General features: G+C 57.1%; 16 protein-coding genes. 5 read left to right on the forward strand and 11 right to left on the reverse strand.

Annotation, left to right across the window (positions count from 1 at the left end; all coding sequences use genetic code 11):
- Nucleotides 1-19: 19 nt before the first annotated feature.
- The 7 genes from LARV_RS16510 to LARV_RS16540 form a co-directional block, all read right to left on the reverse strand.
- Nucleotides 20-1,726 carry a DUF6909 family protein gene (locus tag LARV_RS16510; protein ID WP_075074675.1) on the reverse strand — a complete coding sequence of 569 codons (1,707 nt, stop codon included), beginning with the start codon at nt 1,724-1,726 and terminating at the stop codon, nt 20-22.
- A 34-nt stretch (nt 1,727-1,760) separates the two neighbouring features.
- Entirely contained in the window at nt 1,761-6,239 is a 4,479-nt protein-coding gene (locus LARV_RS16515; protein WP_172797903.1) for a response regulator, read from the reverse strand.
- A gap of 213 nt (nt 6,240-6,452) precedes the next feature.
- A complete protein-coding gene (locus LARV_RS16520; protein WP_083522649.1) occupies nt 6,453-8,867 on the reverse strand; it encodes an FtsK/SpoIIIE family DNA translocase in 2,415 nt (804 codons plus the stop codon).
- A gap of 135 nt (nt 8,868-9,002) precedes the next feature.
- Nucleotides 9,003-9,494 (reverse strand): NUDIX hydrolase, encoded by a 492-nt coding sequence (locus tag LARV_RS16525; protein WP_075074677.1) that lies wholly within the window; start codon nt 9,492-9,494, stop codon nt 9,003-9,005.
- Nucleotides 9,491-10,423 (reverse strand): anti-sigma factor family protein, encoded by a 933-nt coding sequence (locus LARV_RS16530; protein ID WP_075074678.1) that lies wholly within the window; start codon nt 10,421-10,423, stop codon nt 9,491-9,493. Before LARV_RS16530 ends, LARV_RS16525 begins: the two co-directional genes overlap by 4 nt.
- Nucleotides 10,420-11,034 (reverse strand): sigma-70 family RNA polymerase sigma factor, encoded by a 615-nt coding sequence (locus LARV_RS16535; protein WP_075074679.1) that lies wholly within the window; start codon nt 11,032-11,034, stop codon nt 10,420-10,422. The genes LARV_RS16530 and LARV_RS16535 overlap by 4 nt, the downstream gene beginning before the upstream one ends.
- Nucleotides 11,035-11,037: 3 nt before the next feature.
- Complete coding sequence (locus LARV_RS16540; RefSeq protein WP_075074680.1) at nt 11,038-11,427, reverse strand: DUF3054 domain-containing protein; 390 nt, start codon at nt 11,425-11,427, stop codon at nt 11,038-11,040.
- Between the two features lie 146 nt (nt 11,428-11,573).
- Here LARV_RS16540 and LARV_RS16545 point away from each other — a divergent pair, with 146 nt between their 5' ends.
- Nucleotides 11,574-12,287, forward strand: a complete 714-nt coding sequence (locus tag LARV_RS16545; RefSeq protein WP_152031832.1) for a hypothetical protein — start codon at nt 11,574-11,576, stop codon at nt 12,285-12,287.
- 102 nt (nt 12,288-12,389) lie between these two features.
- The gene (locus LARV_RS16550) at nt 12,390-13,379 is read left to right on the forward strand and encodes a prenyltransferase (RefSeq protein ID WP_075074682.1); all 990 of its coding nucleotides are present in this window, start codon (nt 12,390-12,392) and stop codon (nt 13,377-13,379) included.
- 130 nt (nt 13,380-13,509) lie between these two features.
- On the opposite strand, the gene LARV_RS16555 is transcribed toward LARV_RS16550, so the two are convergent.
- Entirely contained in the window at nt 13,510-14,280 is a 771-nt protein-coding gene (locus tag LARV_RS16555) for a hypothetical protein (protein WP_075074683.1), read from the reverse strand.
- A gap of 265 nt (nt 14,281-14,545) precedes the next feature.
- On the opposite strand from LARV_RS16555, the gene LARV_RS19950 reads away from it, so the two are divergent.
- From LARV_RS19950 to LARV_RS16570, 3 genes are all read left to right on the forward strand, one after another.
- Nucleotides 14,546-15,859, forward strand: coding sequence for a PD40 domain-containing protein (locus LARV_RS19950; RefSeq protein ID WP_172797904.1), 1,314 nt, complete (start codon nt 14,546-14,548; stop codon nt 15,857-15,859).
- Nucleotides 15,860-16,213: 354 nt separating this feature from the next.
- A complete protein-coding gene (gene serS / locus LARV_RS16565) occupies nt 16,214-17,488 on the forward strand; it encodes a serine--tRNA ligase (RefSeq protein WP_075074685.1) in 1,275 nt (424 codons plus the stop codon).
- A 9-nt stretch (nt 17,489-17,497) separates the two neighbouring features.
- Nucleotides 17,498-17,998: a DUF456 domain-containing protein gene (locus LARV_RS16570; RefSeq protein WP_075074686.1), complete on the forward strand. Its 501-nt coding sequence runs from the start codon at nt 17,498-17,500 to the stop codon at nt 17,996-17,998.
- A 259-nt stretch (nt 17,999-18,257) separates the two neighbouring features.
- Here the strand turns inward: LARV_RS16570 and LARV_RS16575 are convergent, their stop codons facing one another.
- The 3 genes from LARV_RS16575 to rlmB all read right to left on the reverse strand — a co-directional run bounded on the left by LARV_RS16575 (nt 18,258) and on the right by rlmB (nt 20,337).
- The gene (locus LARV_RS16575) at nt 18,258-18,866 is read right to left on the reverse strand and encodes a PHP-associated domain-containing protein (protein ID WP_075074687.1); all 609 of its coding nucleotides are present in this window, start codon (nt 18,864-18,866) and stop codon (nt 18,258-18,260) included.
- A gap of 119 nt (nt 18,867-18,985) precedes the next feature.
- Nucleotides 18,986-19,474 carry a ferritin gene (locus LARV_RS16580; protein ID WP_201785933.1) on the reverse strand — a complete coding sequence of 163 codons (489 nt, stop codon included), beginning with the start codon at nt 19,472-19,474 and terminating at the stop codon, nt 18,986-18,988.
- A 104-nt stretch (nt 19,475-19,578) separates the two neighbouring features.
- Nucleotides 19,579-20,337, reverse strand: coding sequence for a 23S rRNA (guanosine(2251)-2'-O)-methyltransferase RlmB (gene rlmB / locus LARV_RS16585; RefSeq protein WP_075075276.1), 759 nt, complete (start codon nt 20,335-20,337; stop codon nt 19,579-19,581).
- Nucleotides 20,338-20,340: the final 3 nt, after the last annotated feature.

Below are 20,340 nucleotides of genomic sequence, written 5' to 3' on the forward strand. Positions count from 1 at the left end.
TAAAGTCTCCTTTGAGGTTTCAGCGGTCACTCAGTCGGGCGCGTTCGAGCTGCAGGATGCGCCGTAGAATGGTGATGGTGGTGGCATAGGTCGAGTCCATGCCGAAATAAGACAGGGCGCCGGCGCCAAGATTCTTACCCTTGCTCAAGGGGGTATCCGAGACATAGTGCAGGATGCCGACATCGAACGGGACGCCATACAGGTTGACCAGTTCATTCACCGGGTGGCGCTGCGGGCGGTACATTTCGTACACCGCCGAAAGGTAAGGCCCGGATTCCATTTCGATGTCCGTGTAGCCTTCGCGGTACATGACGTCCATGATGCGGGCATTCTGCAGGAAGGTTCCCAACACACTGACCGCTTTTTGATTATCCAGCACCGTGCCAAACTCCAGGTAAGGCGCCACATCCGCGGCCGAAAATGCATTTTTGAACAGATAGGTATTGCGGGAGTGTTCGTCCTGCACCACGTTCGGGATCATCACGTCGCCCAGGACGCCGTTGAGCGTGGCCGATTTTCCCATAACATAAACCCCGACCACCGTCCCGCTGTGTTCGGCCACCTTATTGAGGATGTTATAAGCCGCCAGGCCCAGGGGATAATCGATATTCAGGATCAGGGCATTGCTCTTGCGCAGGAATTCTCCGCCGTCGTCCAGCAAACGCGGATCGAGCAAGGCCGGGTCGAGCCTGGCCAGTTCGATCACCTGGGCTTCGATATCCAGCGCGTGGACCGGAGGTATGCGGGTCATGCCCACGGCCCGTTCAGCCCGGGTCTGGTCCTCGATCGCATAGCGGCCGATTTCGGACTGCTGGAATTTTTTCAAGACATAATACAGAAAATTCTCACGGTGAGTATTGACGCCGTTTTGGATGGCCGTCCATTCATCCAACAGTTTGCTGTTGGCGCTGTCGGAAAGGTAATCCACCAGCTCATTTTCATGCTGCAGAGCATATCCAGACAGCAGATTGGCCATGCTGTGGGTGTTGCTGGAGACGAAATAGACCGGCCGCTCCAACAGGTCCGGGCAGGCGAGTTCGATCGGATCCCACCACATGCGGGTGGCGCGCCAGTATTCGCTCAACGACCCGCTCAACAGGCGCACCCGCAGCGAACAGCGCCGCTGCGCGATTTGATGCAGCAAATCGTTGAAACGCTCTCCCCAGATGACCCACATTCGCTCCAGGTCGTCGACGCTCATTTCCATGGCCTGCGCGAGGGCCGGAAAATCCAGGTCGCTGGGGCACTGCGCGCAATCCAACAGACCGGGATCCGCCCGCTGCAGCAAGAAATGGAGTTTGTTCCATTCGACCTGGTAAGCGGTCAGGCTGGGAATGACATCATCGATATCCGACCGGCTGGCGATAAAGCAGGCCAGGGTATCCTGCCCATTGAAAAAGCAGCGCCGCCGTCGGGCCCGTGCCGAAATCGGCTGCCAGCTTTCCACATTGCCGTACCCGCTGCGTTCGAATACCGCCGAGCTCTGTCCCAATACCACCAGACGTACTTCCGGCATGCAATCCGGCAGGCGCAGCAAACTGTAGATGAAAGCCGATGTATCCGGCGATTGTTTACGCGCGTTTGGATGCAACAGCGAATTCATGGCCACATGCACTTCTTCGAGCGTGCGAATTTGCACGTCCGTCGTCGAGCGCAATAGCGAATAGACTGTGCGTAAGAATAAATCGATTTCTTCAGATGCCGTGCTGGGAACCGTTCTTTCCATGGATCTTTTGGACCTCTATTTTCTGTGGGATGATTTAGGGAACCTGCTGGAGCGCCTGACAGGTTAACGCATATTCACGATCCATCGAAACCAGCCAGTGATCTGGCAGGGGAACCTGGTTGCGAATGGCGTATTCGATCTGCCAGCACAAATCCGACAGGCGCTGGGCCCCCAGATTAGAACTGATGCCCTTCATGGAGTGGACGGCCTGGCGAAGGCTTTCCGGTTCATCTTTTTGAGCCGAATCATGGATGGTCTGCATCAGTGTGGCCGAATCAGCCAGATAAATATCAATCAATTGCTTGAGGAAATCCGGTTGGCCGGGTTGGTTCAAGGAACGCAGATCCGTCAACACACGCTCATCCAGCAATGTATCCGTCGCGGCTGGCTCTTCGCTGCCAGGCGCCGTGGCCTGGTCTGGCTCGGCCGATAGAAGGCTGCGCGCGATGACTTTGCGCAGGTCGTCCATCAACACCGGCTTAACAATATAATCATCCATGCCCGCCTGTAAGCAGGCTTGTCGGTCGACGTGCATTGCGCTGGCCGTCATGGCCACGACGGGGATATGCCGCCCGGTCGCCTGTTCGTTCTTACGGATCAGGCAGGTAGCCTCGCAGCCATCCATTTCCGGCATCTGCATATCCATCAATACCATGCCGTAGTCGTCATGCCGGCGGGCCAGTTCATCCACCGCTTGAGACCCGGTTGCGACGGTCACCACCTCATATCCAAGGCGTTGCAATTGAACTTCAACCAGGTGCTGGTTGGCCAGGTTGTCCTCTGCCACCAGGATCAATTTATCCGTCAGTGGTTGATTCCCACAGCCTTCATCTTTCGATGAGGGTGCAGCCTCTTCCGTCGAAGGATGCTCAAATTGATCGGGCAACACTCCGGCCAATACCTTCTCGATCGTATTATGGCTGAATGGACGCGACAGCCGCCCGCAGAATAATTCCTGGGGCAGATTGCCCGGATTTCGCAGCCGCTTTTCGAAGCTGGTGATCAGGATAAAGCGGCATTGTGCCGCGCGAAGCAGGCGCATTACCTGTGAATAGAACTTGTTATTCTCACTCCGCAAACCTTCAGCGTCCAATATACAGACCGCATAATTCAGGCCAGAATCCCTGGCTGTCTTCAGGCGCTCGATCACCTGGCACGGGTTTTCGACCAGCTCGAATGGAATCCCCCAATCTTCCAAATAGCGCTGCCAGAGATCGCGAGTTTCAGTCAGGCTTTCATAGACCAGAATCTTTTGAGTGGTAGTACCGGACCGGTATGCCTCCATTTTTTCGATCGATGCATCCTCGACTCGACCGAAATCCGCCGTGAACCAAAAAACCGATCCCGCGCCTTCCTTACTCTCGAAGCCGATGGTGCCATTCATCTTCTCCACAAGCCGCTTGGTGATGGACAGGCCCAGTCCCGTTCCGCCAAACCGGCGGGTGGTGCTTCCGTCCGCCTGTGTAAAAGGCTGAAATACCTTGTCCTGGAATGTGTCCGGTAAACCGATACCCGTATCGCGCACCCGGATCATGAGTTCGACATTCTCGGGCGTCTCGTTCAATACCTCACACCACACCATGACATGCCCCTGATCGGTGAACTTGATGGCGTTTGCGACCAGATTGATCACAACCTGGCTGAAGCGCACCGGATCGCCCTGCAATAGATGGGGGATTTGTGGTGAGATGAAAACATTTAACTGGATTTTCTTGGATTGAGCCTGCAGGCCGAACATGGTTACGGCTTCGTCCAATACCTTGTGAGGATCAAAGGGAACCTGTTGGAGGACCAATTTTCCGGCTTCGATCTTCGAGAAATCGAGCACGTCGTTGAGCAGTGATAGAAGCAAACGTGCCGAATCCCGGGCGGTCTCGGCATATTGCCGCTGCTCGGGGCCTAACGGCGAGTCCAGCAGCAGTTCGGTCATTCCCATGACTGCGTTCATCGGCGTGCGGATTTCATGACCCATGGTGGCCAGAAATTCGGTCTTCATCCGGGAGACTTCCAGCGCCTGGTCGCGAGCCTCGGCCAGTTCTACATTCTTGCGCGAAATCTCGTCCGCATAGCTCTGTAGCTGGGCAATATTTTGTTCACGCTCCAATTCCAGACTGATCCATTGCGCCATCAGATGCAGGAAGCGTTGTTCGGCCATGGTGAAGGGTTTCCGATGGGGTTGCGTGCTCGAAAATGCCAGTACGCCAAACAACTTCCCTTCCATCATGAGAGGAGCGCCCATGTAGGATTGCAATTTATGGGCGAGATAAACCGGATGGTCCTTCCAGAGAGGGTCCTGAGCCGCATCCTCGACGATGAGCATCTTTTTCGACTGAATGACCTGCTGACTGAAGCTCTCCAAGGTGGGCAAGTTCGTGTATGGCAGATAAGTCCGGTTGGGAGAATAGGCTTGAATGATCCTGAACGCATCCGCGGTGGGCTGAAGGATCACCCCATTTTCCACCCCAAAACGCTGACAGCCCATTTTCAACAGTTCCTGCTGTTTCTTCTCGAATGAAAGGTCACTCGAAGAAGTGATTTCATTCAAATCGCTGACCACTTTTTCGGCCTGGCGCAGTTCTTCTTCGAAACGGCGTTGTTCGGTGATGTCATGGATGATCACCACTGCCCCATCGCCGCTGCGCACCATATGCCCCTGCCAGTATTGCGAATTACCGATTCGCAGTTGATACTCGTACGCCATCGGAACGCCCGTAAGCATGACTTGCTTGAAGGCTTTCTGGGTCATCTTGGCTACTTCGCCGGACAAAGCCCGCCCGATTTTCTTTCCCAAAAACTGCTCGGGGGGCAAAGCCAGCATGGATGGATCCTGGGTATGGTAATCTACAAATTCACCATTGCGATTGAATAGAAACATGAGATCCGGCAGCGCGTCCAGCAAAGCCGCCCGGGACGTCTCATCTCTTTCACGCCGCAACGCCGCTGAAAATATCTGGGCAGCAGTTTTTACGGCATCCAGTTCGATGATGCTCCATTCCCGGATCGTATTACTATCGCCAAATCCGAGGAAGCCCCATACGTCGCCACTCAACATGACCGGGACGACGAGAAGCGATTTTACCTTATGCTCCTGAAAGGATTCAAAAAGTCCGGAACCGACTTCGGATATTTTTATCTGAGCAGCTTCACCGCGATTTATGATCTCCTCGATATCGGCATAAATCGTGGATTTCATCGAAAAATTCTGGAATTCTTTCCATGCGAAATCCGGGATCGAACCCGAGGAATCCCAGCCATACATCAGTGAATAGATCGCATCTCCGGCATCATCGAGACTTCGTTTGTAGATAAAGGCCCGATTGGTTGCCGTTGCCTCGCCCCAACGTTGCAAGACCTCCTGGATTCGGTCGCGCCACGAGTCCGCCCACAAAAATTGTTCGGAGGCGAAATTTACCGCTTCCAAAATGGCATCCCGCCGTTTGAAAACCTCGTCTGCCAATTTTTGCTCGGTGACATCCACCACGAAGATACCAATCTGATGGACATCCCCGGCATCGTCGAATACTGGATATACGGTTGTGCGTAGATACCGGCCCTGGCTGAACTCGGTTACGGTTCTGGTCTGGCCTGTTTTTACGATCTCTTCCACAATTTTCTGGCGAAATTCCCGCACCGGGGATTGAAGATAATCGAAGATATTCGTCTCAACGAATTTTTCATTTGGCAGGCGATACCAGGAGGACACTCCATCATTCGCAGCTAAAATATTTCCCTTCGGATCGATTAAGAAGATCGAGGCCGGATAAACATTGATCAACGTTCGTAAGGTTTCTTCACGGGATCGCAGCTTTTCCTGGAAATCAATGGATTGGGTGAGGTCCTGGAAATTTATGCAAATACTGTCAATTCGATTCTTTTCCCTGTAAAGCAGATTGAAGCTGGTCTTGATCCAGCGTCCGTGATCCAACAATATCGGGATTGGAGTAACCCATTTTTCCTGTCCCTTTTTGATGAGCTCATCGACCAGATTTTTTAGAAACTGAAAATCACCCTGAGCCATGACATCTCCGGCCGCCAAACCGACGGCCAGATCGCGGCCTAACATTTCACGGAAGATCTGATTGGCATTCGAATCATAGGACTGAACGAGTAGATCAGGGCTCAACAAGATCATGCCGTTATCGATGCTCAAAGCCTGCTGAAGCATGTGCCGGTGCTTCGTAACCAACTGGCGGCAGGTTGTCGCCAAATCGGTATAGGTTGTTTCTGTTTTGAGTAGAATAGCCACAGCGTCAAGCCGATCCGCCATGGCAATTGCGATCGGGAACGTCCGAGAAGTCAGGATGACCGACGGCATTGGAAAATCCAAATCGAGCAACCAGGCGCGCAGTTCGGGTCCATTGGTTCCCACCTGCCAGGGCTCAACCAGCACCAGGTCGAATTTTGTTACTTCCAGGCATGCCTTCGCTGCCGGCTGGTCTGCCGCGCTGGTGACCACAAAACCGGAGGAGAGGGCAGAGTTAACACGCTCGACTGCCCGAGGATCGCTTTCCACCAACAAAATTCTTAAGGTCTGTTTCACACTCCACCGCCCGCACGAATTGTGCATTTATTATACCCATACCGCTTTCGAATAAAAGAAGGTAGGTTCTTCAACGCCTGCCGGGAGACAGTGGATAAGAAAATTGCCCGCTCACACGAATAAACCATGGCGGGCAATGTCTCAGGCGCAGAAGGGTTGCAAATCGGGCAACGAACGCAGCCCGAATTAGGTCTCCTCGGGAGGCGCGGTGGGACCGTAATCGAGAACTTCGCGGGTCTGCGAATTGGGCAGCGCCGGGCTGATGATGCCTTTCTCTTCCATGGCGTCGATCAGGCGGGCGGCGCGGGTGTAGCCGATGCGCATGCGCCGCTGCAGCATGGTAATGGAAGCCCGTCCTTCCCTCCGCACCAGGTCGATAGCCTCTGGCAGCAGCACGTCGCCTTCACTCGCGCTGTCGCCTTCGTCGAAAAGAGAAGCCTGGTGCAGGGGCGCGCCGACCGGCAATGCATCCACCTCACCCATGGTTGGGGCCGGCGTCTTCACATTCATGGCTTCGACGCGCCAGGTATCCACCAGGCGTTGAATTTCAGCATCCGAAACATACACGCCCTGCAAACGCACCGGCGCCGCCGCGTCGGGAGCCTGGAAGAGCATATCGCCGCGCCCCAGCAACCGTTCCGCGCCGGGTTGATCGAGGATCACGCGGCTGTCGACGCCCGAAGCCACCGCAAAGGCCACCCGGGCCGGGAAGTTGGCCTTGATCAGGCCGGTCACCACATCCACCGAAGGGCGCTGGGTGGCAATGATGAGGTGGATGCCGGTGGCGCGAGCCAACTGGGCCAGGCGGGTGATGGAACGTTCGGTTTCTTCGGGCGCCAGCATCATCAAATCGGCCAGTTCGTCGATCACTGCGACCAGATAAGGCAGTTTATCGGCGTGCTTGCTGTTGTAATCAGAGATATTGCGGGCCCCGGTTTGAGAAAAACGGTGGTACCGGGCGTCCATTTCACGCTGCATCCACTGCAACGCATTCGCCACCTTCTCGGCGTCGGTAACCACCGGCGCCAGCAGGTGTGGAACCCCGTTGTAACCGGTGAGCTCGACCCGTTTTGGATCGACCAGCACCAGGCGCAGCTCCGCCGGGGTATTGTTCAGCAGTAGTGCGCTCAGGATGGCATTGACGCACACGGACTTACCGGAGCCGGTCGTGCCGGCGATTAACAAATGCGGCATGGCAGCCAGATCCGCCGCCACGGACTTTCCGGCCACGTCCTTGCCCAGTGCAAAACGCAGAGGGCTTTTGATCTTCCGGTAGGCTTCGCTTTCCATTACTTCACGAAGCGCCACCCGGCTGATTTCCGTGTTGGGTACTTCAATGCCCACATAACTGCGCCCTGGGACCGGCGCCTGAATGCGAATTCGCTGCGCGGCCAGCGCCAGGGCCAGGTCATCGGCCAGCGAGACGATCTTGCTGACCCGCACGCGCATGCGGCCGGTGCGCGTCTCGATGAAATCGGGTTCGACGCCAAACTGGGTCACCGTCGGTCCGCGTGAAATTTCCACAATGTGCGCCGGCGTGCCGAAGGAAGCCAGCGTTTCTTCGATCAATCGCCCGCGATCGTGATCGACGTTGCCCTGCACCGCCACGGGCGTCGCCGGGTCGAGAATCGCCTCCACGCTGGGGGCTGTCCACGGATTGACCGGGGCGGGCGCGTCCGCGCCGATCTCGCCCGCCGATGTGGAGGTGACAGCTGCCAGGGCGCTGGCCGCCGTCGAACTGGCCGGTGGAACCGCCTGAGCAGGTTTACCCGCCTGCGCAGGACGCAGCGCCGCCTTACGAACGGCCGGTTCGGGGCGGCCCGGCATGGGGCTGAAATCCGGTGGCAGCTCGCTTACCTCATGCGGTTCTGGCTCCAGGTTATGAACGGGTGCATGGTCCGCAGCGGAACGCAATGGGGTCGGCTTTTCCGAACCTCGCAGCCAGGCCAGGATGGGTGAGAGGAAATGAGTCAGATCATTGACCGAGATATCGAATGTAAACACCAGCGCCAACAGCATCCAGGCAACCAATACGATGACCGCGCCTACAGAGCCCAATCCATCTACCAACAGACCCTGAAAGAAACCACCGATGTATCCGCCGCCTTTGCCGGCCGCGGCTAATTCCCATCCGCCGCCGCCGAACAGGTGCATCCACGCCAGCAAGTTAAGCAGCAACAGAACGATTCCTGTCAATCGCTCTGCTGAAAGCAGCGGCAGCCGGTCGATGTTGCGCAGCACCAGCCACATTCCAATTCCCAGTAACGCCAGAGGGAGAATGAACGCTCCCCATCCGGCGGCCCGGCGCAGGAAGTTGACCCACCAGCCGGTCACGACGCCGTTGGAGCCGGACACCAGACTGAGCAGCGAAAGCAGGCCCAATAACGCCAAAATGACGCCCAACACGTCCAGTTTACGCTCGGGAGATAGCTGGCTCCATGCGGAAGGGCGCGGCGGGATGCTTTTCCTGGCGTGCGAACCGCTGCGTTGGGGGGTACTGCGTTTTTCGGATCCCCGGGCGGACTTACGCAGCGGGGCACTTGTTTTTGTGGTTTTGCGCGCAGGCGCTGGTTTGGAAGGACGAGCGGGTGTCTTGGCCAAAAAGATAGCTCTCTGAGAAAGGTTGTTCTAATTATAGCACGCCCGACTGCTCAGGCTGGCCGTTTTCTCCGCCCCCGGCCATTCAAATCGATGAGATATGCCTTGACGTACTCAGACTATCTATTTTTTTTACGATCAGCGCAGGCTTTCCAACACCCGTCGGGCGGAATCAAAAGCCAGCGGCGGCAGGTGATCGAGCGGGAAGAAGCCCACCTCATCAGCGTCGTCGCCGGCCTGCAACACGCCGCCGACGATCTCCGCCATATAGACGATCAGGATATCCGCCCCGTGCGAATGCTCGCGTCCGGCGAGGACGTCCAGCAGACCGGTCACATGGACCTGCAAACCGGTTTCTTCGAAACATTCCCGTTCCGCCGCTCGCGCCGGATCCTCATAGGCGTCCACAAATCCGGCCGGCATGCTCCACTTACCGCGGTTGGGTTCATTCACCCGCCGGTCGAGCAGCACCAGTTCATCGACCAGCACTACCACGGCGGCGGCCACTTTGGGATCGGCAAAATACCGCCAGCCGCAGGCCGGGCATACCGGTCGCTGCGCGCCAAACAGAAAACGCATCTCGGTTGGTGTGCCGCAATACGGGCAAAAACGAATGGGGGATTCTTTCAACTGCGGGTCTTTTTCCAAAGGACGAACGCTGCGATCGCCGTCAGTAAGGCCAGGGCGGCCAATCCGATCGTCACCGGCAGCAACAGCGAACCGATCGAAATACGCGATGATTCGGACTCGACTGCGCGAACCGAATCCGCGGTGGTTGATTCTGAGATGATTTTGCCCGAATCCTGTGGGCGCAGTCCCAGGATTGGATTGCCTTCCAGAGTGGCCTGGTTGAGAGGCTGTTCTGGGGTTGCCGTGGGTTGGGGCGCCATGGCCATCGGCGGCGCGGCAGTCGCTTCGGCATAGGGCGTCGGTTCGACAGGCATAGTCACCTGGGGTTCACCGGCCGCGCCGATTCCCGGTTCACTGGTCGCCTGAGGAATTTCGAATTGGATGCTGGGGGTACTGGCGTCATTGGGCATACCAAAGATAGTGTCGGGGGCGCCTCCGCCCATGCCGCCGGCAAAACCACCGCCTCCGCCGCCCATGCCCTTCGCGGCTTCCGCACCCGGGGTACCCCAGTAGATCAAGGGGGGTTCTGTACTGGCTGGCGCTTCAGCGGCGCTCATTTCCAACGCTGCTGGCGCCTGAGTGGGTGCCGCGGCGCTTTTTGCCATCATGGGCAGCAACTGCACACCGAACAGGATAAAGGCAGCAATGGCTGCAAAAGCGGATGAAAAGCGTAGCACCGGTAAAATTCGCGGCATCTGCCGGACTGCCACCATTTCAGGGGTTAAGGTAAAGTTTCTGGGTACGCGCCGCCGCGGCATGCTACGAATAACTGTGCGAGTCTGGCGCAGCGATTGTAAAGCCTGGCGGAACGCATCCTCTGAGTCCAGCCTCTTTTCGATCCGGATGCGCTCGGTCGACGAGACCTGGTCATCCAGATATGCGGAAAGAAGCTGCCACTCCTTGGGAGAGAGCTGAGTCTTTGGGTTCATGCGCGTTCCTCTAATTTCAGACGAAAGCTCACCGGTAAAAGTTCCCAAAAACCCTGCAAACAATCGCGCATTTTGACCCGCGCCCGGGCCAGGCGGCTCTTCACCGTGCCCAGGGGTTTCCCGGTTGCATCCGAGACTTCCTGATAATCCAGCCCTTCCACATCCACCATGATGACCACCGCCCGGAAATCAACCGGCAGGCCGCTCAGGCAGTGCTGAATGGCGCCTTCGAGTTCACGCTGATCAAGCGCTTGTTCAGGCGTCAGGTTGTGATCGTCGGCCATCCAGTACGGCGATTCGATTTCCTCGTCGTCTTCATCATTGACCGGTTCGAGCGGCGTGGTGGGACGGCGCTTCAGGCGGCGCATTTCGTCGTAACACGTATTGGTCACCATGCGCATGACCCAGGCCTTGAACGAACCACCCCGAAAGGTGTTCATATGCCGGTAGGCCGAGATAAAGGCCAGTTGGGTGGCATCTTCAGCCGATGCTTCGTCATTCAGCATGCGCAGCGCCAGGTTATAGGCTAATTCCTGATAAGCCAGCACCAGACGGTTAAAGCTATTCAGGTCGCCGTGCTGTGCATCCCGAATCAGCGCGACTTCATCCATTTTTTATCCTTGTCTCCCTGAGGCGAAAGCCCAAATCAACCGCCAGATGAAGAATGCCAACATTAATATACCGCCCAACACCAGCGCAAAAACCCAGATGATCGGCCGCCCCAACCACAGGGAACGTAAAAACACGGCCAGGGGTGTCGCCAGTATCAGCGTTGGAAGAATGCGCCAGACCTGCCAGGGACGGTTCACCACCTGGGGCTGATAAAGGCCAAACCAGGGCGCAATGAGTCCCCAGGCCAGAACAACCGGCAGAAAAGTGGACATCCAGCGTAAACCCGTCAGGCTCTGGTTGTGGCTTTCGAACCCAAACAGCGTGATCGCCAACACAACCAGCCCATCGCCGATGACCAACCCGATCAATGTTGACTTCTTCAATGACCGCATAACAAGATTATCCTATCTTAATGCATGCCCAGCGTCAAGCAATCCTTAATAAGTACGGAGAACGTTTGTCCTTTTGACCAGGTTGTCTGTTTTTCATGGACCAAATGAATTGCAGAATTATCCAATATGGACTAGACTAGGCTGATATGGTCCCGCAACCCACAGTCTTCATTGGAATCGAACCCGGATCGGGGCATAAAGCCTGTGCGATGATGGTCCTGGATGAGGAGCAACATATCCAGGCCCAGGGGTGCGGCGACCTTGCGGATGCGCTCGCCTTTGCCGCAGGTGTGAGCAGCGCGGTGGTGGCCATCAATGCCCCGGCAAAGCTTAACGATATCCGGGGTGGGCGGGCGGCGGAAAAAGAGCTGCTGGCTCAGGGCGCCTGGATCTACCAGACCCCGACTACCCTTAAAGCCTGTCCGGCCTCGCTGCGCCGCGGCCTCGAGGTGCACCAGGCTCTGGCTGGGATGGGCTACGTTCCCGGACCCGGCGGAGACGCGCCCCGCCAAAAATTTGAAGCGCCCGCCGACGCCGCCTTCTGGTCGCTGCTCGGGCTGCGGCCTTTCGACCAGACCACCCTCGAAGGCCGCCTGCAGCGCCAGCTCGTGCTGGCCGACGCCGGCCTGCCTGTTCCGGACGCGATGGATTTTTTCGAAGAGATCACCCGCCACAAGCTGCTGCACGGCCTGCTGCCGTTGGAAGATATCTATCGACCGGAAGAGCTGAACGCGTTGATGTGCGCCCATGTTGCCTGGTGCAGCGTTTGCCAGCCGGAGAGCGTGAAATTTCTGGGCGATTCTGGCGAAGGTTCGCTTGCGATCCCGCTGGCCGTCCAAAAGCAAATTCCACAGCCTTAAAACATACTTCCCAATCCATTTGACAATTGTATAAAGTATCTTATAATCTTTTATTGGATAATGATCATCTTATTTGTAAGATATAATGATAGGGAGAATCCGATGAATGTGGGAATGTGGTGGAAAGCGCTGCGCGTCATTCCGCGCATCGATCAGGAAGAATGGCGGCGCCTGGACGTGGTGGCGCGCTGGCTGATCTCGACTCGCGCGGCCGTGCTGCTGATGACCTTTTTCTCGGCCGCCTTTGCCGGATTGTTTGCCTTGCGCGACGGACGCTTCGACCTGGGACGTTGGGTGCTGCTGGCATTGGGATTGATCTTCGCCCATGCCACCAACAACCTGGTCAACGACTACACCGATTACAAACGCGGCGTCGACAGGGATAATTATTTCCGCACCCAGTACGGGCCGCAGCCCATCGAGCAGGGCCTGATGAGCCAGCGCGAGCTGTTCGCCTACATCGCCTTCAGCGCCGCCGTCGCCATTGCCGCCGGCATTCCCCTGGTCATCTACGGCGGGACGACCGCCCTGCTTCTGATGGCCGCAGGCGCGTTCTTCGTCCTGTTCTATACCTGGCCGCTCAAATACATCGGCCTGGGCGAGATTGCCGTGCTGCTCATCTGGGGCCCCTTGATGGTCGGCGGCGGTTATTACGTCATCACCGGCGCCTGGAACTGGAACGTGGCCCTGGCCAGCCTGGCCTACGCGCTGGGACCCACGACCGTATTGTTCGGCAAGCACATCGACAAGCTGGGCTCCGACCGGGCCAGGCACATCCATACCCTGCCGGTGCTCATCGGTGAAAAGGCGGCCCGCTATACCGTGCTGGGCATGATCGCCGCCATGTACTTGCTGGTCATCTACCTGGTCGCGCGCGGGTTCTTCTCGCCCTTCCTGCTGATCGTGCTGCTGGCGCTGCGGGCGATGCCCAGAGTATGGACCATGTACCGCCGTCCCAAACCGGCCGAACGCCCGGCCGAATACGCCGCCGACACCTGGCCGCTGTGGTTTTCAGCCATGTCGTTCTACCATAACAAACAGTACGGCGCACTGCTGATGCTGGGATTGATCCTGGAAGTGATCCTTCTTTAGGGCAATCTTGTTCGTAGGGGCCGGCCTGTGTGCCGGCCCGAATTTTATTTGAGATCGCCCACCTGGACAGGCGGACACGCTCCCCTTACGGAGACAGGTCGTTCACCGCGGTGCTGACAAACGCCCGCCATTACGCGGATTCTGGTTCCACGCGGATCTCCCGCAATTCCAGGGCCGCGTCCCTAGGCACCGGCAACACCCCCATGCGCAGCCGCCCGTCCGGCGGGAAGGCCATGTACTGGTTGTCGATCCACACCACCAGGCCCAGCGGCCCGCGCGGCGAAACCGGCGTCGCCAGACACTCGCGCCCATCTACCCGGAAACGCGCTTCGCCCGTCAGCCAATCCAGTTCGTAGGTATGCCATTGGGTCACATCCACGTGAATGCGGGCCGAATCTTCGCGAATGACGCGGCGCGCCATCCGGCGTAGCGCGCGCGCCGCCCGCCGCCAGGCCAGCAGCGGCAGCCCCAGCCCGGCCGGCGCCAGCAGAATGGCCGGGATGCGCGGCGCGGCAAAGGTCTGCGCCACAAAGCCGTGTCCGGGCGTGCCGTCGCGTAGCGTCAGGTAATTCGGCGGCAGCGAATAGAAGAACCAGGCCGCGTTGGGCAGCACGGGCAGGCGCCGCGCCGTCCCGCCCAGCAGGTTGAAGGCAAACGGATCGTTCCATAGCCCAAAGCCCCACGTGCCCGCCGCCGATGGCTCAAAGGCCCGCGCGCGCAGGCGCAGACGCAGCGGCGCCCGCCAGCGAAAATCGCGCCGCGCCAGCGGAATATAATCATCCACCTGCGCCCAGCGGTAGCGCCGCTCCGTTCCGGCGCGCAGCCGCAGGGTCCAGTTGCCATCGCCTTGTGGCTCCACCTCTCCATCGGGGCTGATGCGGGATTGCAAATTTGGAATCATGACTTAAGTGTATCCATGATTGAGAGATCCAACATAATAAACTTGACTATCAGAATTCAATTTATTATGATAATTGCAATTATTGTGAATGGTCCTCCATAAAGTTTAGTTGATATTGAATTTTGCTTTAGCAATTTACAGGCATTTGTACCACCAACCCGATATCTTTTTTTTTGCAAATAATGGGCTTTTCCGTCGATAAAGGCTCGATCTCGGAAAGCATTTGTAGCACGGGAGGAAACGCATGAACCGGGGTAGAAACGTTTTGGGAATCATTCTTGGCATCGTTATCATTTTATTGTTGACGTTTGGAATGGTATCCATCATTCGAGGAATCCTTCCACGGACATCCGATTCCAATACAAGGGTGAGCCAGTCCGAGGGTACCGCTTATCCGCCGCCGGGAGAAACCAACACGCCACCCGCGCCCACCCTTGCCCGGACGGATGTCTTTCCGTGGGACCTGCCTACCAGGACTCCATATCCGATCACGCCTGCGCCGACCCTGACGCTCGTCCCCGGCCCAAGCCCGACTCCACTTCCATTAATCCAACCCGCCAGGGATGCCAGTGGAAAGATCTATTATTTTACTGGCGAAGACGATAAATCCCAATCGACGATTTATGCCATCGATGTGGATTCGGGTGGGAAAATGAACCCGTCACCTGCAGTCGTTTCCATAGAGGACTCTCTCAACGACCAAACCATCTTTCCCTCACCTGATGGCGCTCTTGTCGCGATTGTTGGACCCTGGGGAACGGTGAGCATTTACAATGTAGAAAAGGGTGAATTTGAGAACACAACTCTACCCCCCGCATCGGGGGAGGGTAAATTTTATAGCTGGTTCCCGGATAGTCGTCGAATATTAAATGGTGCGGGTTCCTTGATATTAAAAGATCCTTTTACTACAAACCGTACATATCTGGCAATGCCCGGTTATGGGCAGGTTATTGCTGCGGCTGCATCTCCAGATGGACGATATGTGGTTTATTCCTTTGACACCGACATCCTTTATCCTAAAGGTTTGTGGATCGTCAACACAAACGGCCAAGACGCCCACCTGCTGGTTGAGGATATCGAACCCTATAACATCTCCTGGTCGCCGGATTTAAAACGAATCGCATTCTTTTCAGGGAACTGGCAGGTGGTCAACGCGGACGGATCAGATTTGCGCGAGCTTGCCAAAGGCGTTTTCCTGCCACAGTGTTACTTCCTCCCCGCGCTCTGGTCACCCGATAGCAGTACGCTGGCCGTTGTTACTTCCAAATCCGGCCAGGCATTCTGCAACGGTTGGTCGGAGAATCTCTTCAAGGATACCAACATCGTGTTGATCGATGTCGCAAGCGGCGAAGCGCGGCCGCTTCTCTCGGATGGCAGTTTGGGAAACATCGACCCGGTGTGGTCGCCGGATGGCTCGAAACTGGCGTTTGTAACCAATCGCAACGGCTCACCGGAAATTTGGGTTGTAAATAAGGATGGGACTGACCTACAGCAATTGACTCAGAATGATAGGTTCGAACGCTATCCGTTTTGGCGACCGGTGAACGAATCCAATTTCGGGAAGAAACGCGACGATTGAATGATTTCCTTTAATTTTGAGTTCTTGACATCCACCCGCCACAGCGTATAATGCAGATACATTGTCCCGCCCGGGATCGAGTAACCGGCGCACTTTCAGAGAGCCAGCGGTTGGTGCGAGCTGGCAGGTCGCCCGGTGAAATCCACCCCGGCGCTTCCTTCGAAGCGGACAGCCCTCGCAGAGCCGTATTGATGGCATAAGAGGACCGGCAGGAACCGTTATCTCCCTAAAGAGGCCTTCCGCGCGTCCACTTCCTCGCGCGGCGGCAAAAGCAGGTGGCACCACGGGCGTCCCCCCTCGTCCTGCACAGGATTGGGGGGCGTATTTTATGTGCACACCGAAAGGAAGGCCATCATGTTGGATATCAATTTGATTCGTGAAACTCCGGATGTCGTCCGGGATGCGTTGCGTATGCGCAACATGGACGCGGGCATCGTCGACGAAGTGCAGGCGCTGGATACGAAGCGCCGCGCGCTGCTGGTGGAAGCCGAAGCGCTGAAAGGCGAGCGCAACAGCGTCTCGAAGGAAATCGGCAAGAGCAAGGACCCGGCTGAGCGCCAGGCCAAGATCGAGGCCATGCGCGGGGTCGGCGACCGCATCGCCGCGCTGGACGATCAGGTTCGCGAGGTCGAGGAAAACCTGAACAATCTGGTCGCGCACATCCCCAACCTGCCTGATCCGAGCACGCCGCTCGGCAAGGACGAGCACGAAAATGTGGTGGTGCGCGTGATGGGCGAGCAAAAAGCCTTCGACTTTACGCCCCTGCCGCACTGGGACCTGGGCCTCAAACTGGGCATCATCGACTTCGATGAAGGCGTCAAGATCACCGGCTCGCGCTTCTACGTCCTCAACGGCGCCGGCGCGCGCCTGGAACGCGCCTTGATCTCCTGGATGCTCGACCTGCACACCCGCCAGGGCTATCTGGAGAAATACACACCCTTCATGGTCAAGGCGGATACGCTGTATGCTTCGGGTCAGCTCCCCAAGTTCATCGACAACCTGTATCATGACGCCGAAGAAGACTACTGGATGGTGCCGACCGCCGAAGTACCCCTGACCGGCATTCACATCAACGATGTATTCGAAGAAGCCGCCCTGCCCGTGCGGTACACGGCCTATACGCCCTGCTTCCGGCGCGAGAAAATGAGCGCCGGGCGGGATGTGCGCGGCATCAAGCGCGGCCACCAGTTCGACAAAGTGGAAATGTATACCTACTGCAAGCCGGAAGAGTCGGAGCATGAGCTGCAAAAGATGCTGGCGGACGCCGAACAGACCTGCCGCGATCTCGGCCTGACCTATCGCATCGTGCGCCTGTGCACGGGCGACTTGGGCTTCAACGCGCGTATCACTTTCGACGTGGAAGTGTGGGCGCCGGGCTGCGACGAATGGTTGGAAGTCTCATCCGTCTCGAGCGTGGGTGATTTCCAGGCCCGCCGCGCCAACATCAAGTACCGCCCGGCCGAAGGCGGCAAGACGCGCCTGGTGCACACCCTCAACGGTTCGGGACTGGGCCTGCCGCGCACGCTCATCGCGGTGCTGGAGAACAATCAGCAGGCCGACGGTTCGATCGTGGTGCCCGAAGTGCTGCGCCCATGGATGGGCGGCATTGAGGTCATCACCGGTAAATAAGGGCTTCGCATGGAAACCATCGCCCCAATTCTCCTGTTCGTCGTCGTCCTCATCGTCATGGTGTTGGGCCTGTTCAGCCTGATCATCCCCTTCATTCCCGGGTTGACCATCATCTGGGTGGCCGCGCTGGTCTACGGTCTGATCGACGGATTCAACCTGACGGCCGGCATCCTGTTCGGAGTCATCACGCTGCTTATGCTGTTCGGCAGCATCGTTGACAATCTGTTGATGGGAGCCGGCGCCAAACAATCCGGCGCGAGCTGGTTGGCGATCGGCGTCGCTTTGGCAGCCGGTGTGGCCGGCAGCCTGCTCTTCCCACCCTTTGGCGGCCTGGTGTTGACGCTGGTCGGGCTGTTCATGGTCGAAATCATCCGCCTGCGCGACTGGCGCAAAGCCGGCGCTTCGACCAAGAGCATGGCAATCGGCTGGGGCAAGGCTGTGCTGGCGCGCATGGGCATCGGCGTGGTGATGATCGGTTTTTATCTGGTCTGGGCCTTCCTGGTCAAATAAAGGATTAAGAGGAGTAACCACGGAGACACGGAGGTCACGGAGAAGAGTTTTTTATGGAGAGGAAGAGAAAAAAGGTTTTACTTTTCCTCTCCATTTTTACTTACTCCTATTATGCGTCCACTGAAATAGCACCCCAGCGACACATATCACGGAGATGGAATTTTGCAGAGAAGAAGAGAGAAAATAATTCTCTCTTCTTCTCTATTTTAATATCTCTTCTCCGTGATCTCCGTGTCTCCGTGGTGAAATCTCTTCAACCTCAATCCGCTGGAGTTGCTTGGTGTGCAATGCGGGCGAATTGGCGCAGGCTATCCAGAAGCTCATCGTCTGTCTGCGGCGCGCCGGGCAGGTCGTTCCAGTATTTGCCGATCATGCCATTCGAATGGGCATCCGAATCGCACAGCAGCGCCAGGCCGTACCGTTCGGCCTGACTGCGGATCTCGCTTTCGCGGGCCGGTGGTGTGTTATTCGAACGCACTTCGATGGCATCCGGCGGATAGATCCCCAGGTCCGCGTGAATGCAGGAAGCCCAGCGAAAAGGGTGCGCCAGGGCGATGAAACCGCCTTGATCGCGCACAAAACGCCATAAGGATGGATAATCCCAATCCCTGCGCTCCAGGCGACCCTCCCGCAGCCCCAGCACCAGCCAGTCTTCCTGGTCGGCGGTAATCTCGATCCCGCTGAAAATCCGAAACGGCGAAAAATCGCGCCTTAACTCCGCCAGGCGGGCATCCGGCACGAGTCTGAAATGATTGGTAAACGCCAGGCCTTCCAATCCGGCCGCGATCGCGGTCCGAACCTGACTCTCATCCGTATCCGTTGCACAGGGCGAGCGGTCTCGATCATGAACGTGCAAATCAACGCGCATTAATCAATCCTTTCCATTAAACAAACCGCTCTATTCTATCAGAAATGAAACACCCGGGCGGGAATCAAAAAAAGCAGGCCGTCCTGTGATCGGCGGCCTGCCCTTGAATTCCTTACGACTTAATCACCATGCGCCAGGTAGGCTTCCATCATGACCAGATTCTTCTCGCCAACGCGCTGGACGATCTGCAACAGATCGCGCATCGTCGATACTTCTTCGAGCTGCTCGTTGACGTACCAATTCAGGAATTGCTGCCCCAGATAGTCTTTCTTGGCAACCGCAATATCCATCAAATGGTTGATCTGATCCGTGACATCCTCTTCCCACTTCAACGCCAGACCAATGGCTTCCTCGGCCGCGGCAAATTTGGCTTTAGGAGCAGCGACCGTCGGAATGATCACATCGCCTCCCGCTTCGACGACATATTTGATGAACTTCATGGCGTGTTCGTTCTCTTCGGCAGCCTGCTTATAAAATAAACCGGCCAGCTTCTTGAGCGCCTGGGTATCAAAATGGACCGCAATACTGTTGTATTGCAGTGAAGCGGCAAATTCGCGCCCGATCTGGGCATTGATTTCATCATTGAGCTCTTTGCTGATCATACTCATCAGGTTCTTTTCCTTTCTACTTTTCGTTATGTCGGTCAGCCATAGAGTTCATTGTAGCATAAATAGGATAATAATAATCTTAATATGTCGCAAATCGTCGAACTTTACTTCACAGCCATTCCTTTTTCACGGGCCGCCAGAGCCAGGTAAAGCGCCACCGAACCCGCCACGGCAGCGTTCAGCGATTCGATCTGCCCGCGCATCGGCAGCCGCATGAGCACATCGCAGCTCTTTCGAACCAGCGGACGCATGCCTTCGCCCTCGTTGCCCACCACCAGCGCCAGCGGTCCGTCCAGCCGCACCGAGTGAGCCAGTTGAGCTTCCTCGCCGCCTTCCAATCCGATCACCCAGGCTCCGGCTTTCTTCAGGTCGACGATGGCCTGCGCCAGGTTGACCGGCGCCACCCGCAAATGCTCGCTGGCGCCAACCGAGGCATGGACCACCGCCGGCGTGACGCCGGCCGCCCGCGCCAACGGCATGACCACGCCGTGCACGCCCACCACCTCGGCTGTACGCAGCAGGGTTCCCAGGTTCTGCGGATTTTGAATCATGTCCAATACCAGCACGAAGAGGGGCTCTCTGCGTTCCTTCGCGTATATGAGAATGTCGGCCAGCGCGGCGTACGGATAAGCGCTGGTTTCCAACGCGATGCCCTGCGCCTGCTCACTCGCTTCGTCAAGCCCATCAATCTGCCCGCGCGTCACGCGTTCGACTTTCAACTTACGCGCCGCAGCCAGCTTGAGGATCTCGGCGACTTTGCCCTTCTCCTCCACGCCGGCCGCCAGCCACAAGCGAAAAACGTCCCGGCGTCTGGCGCGCAGCACCTCATAAACCGGATTGCGTCCGGTGATCCATTCTCTCATCTG

The sequence above is a fragment of the Longilinea arvoryzae genome (genome assembly GCF_001050235.1).
GTDB lineage: Bacteria > Chloroflexota > Anaerolineae > Anaerolineales > Anaerolineaceae > Longilinea > Longilinea arvoryzae.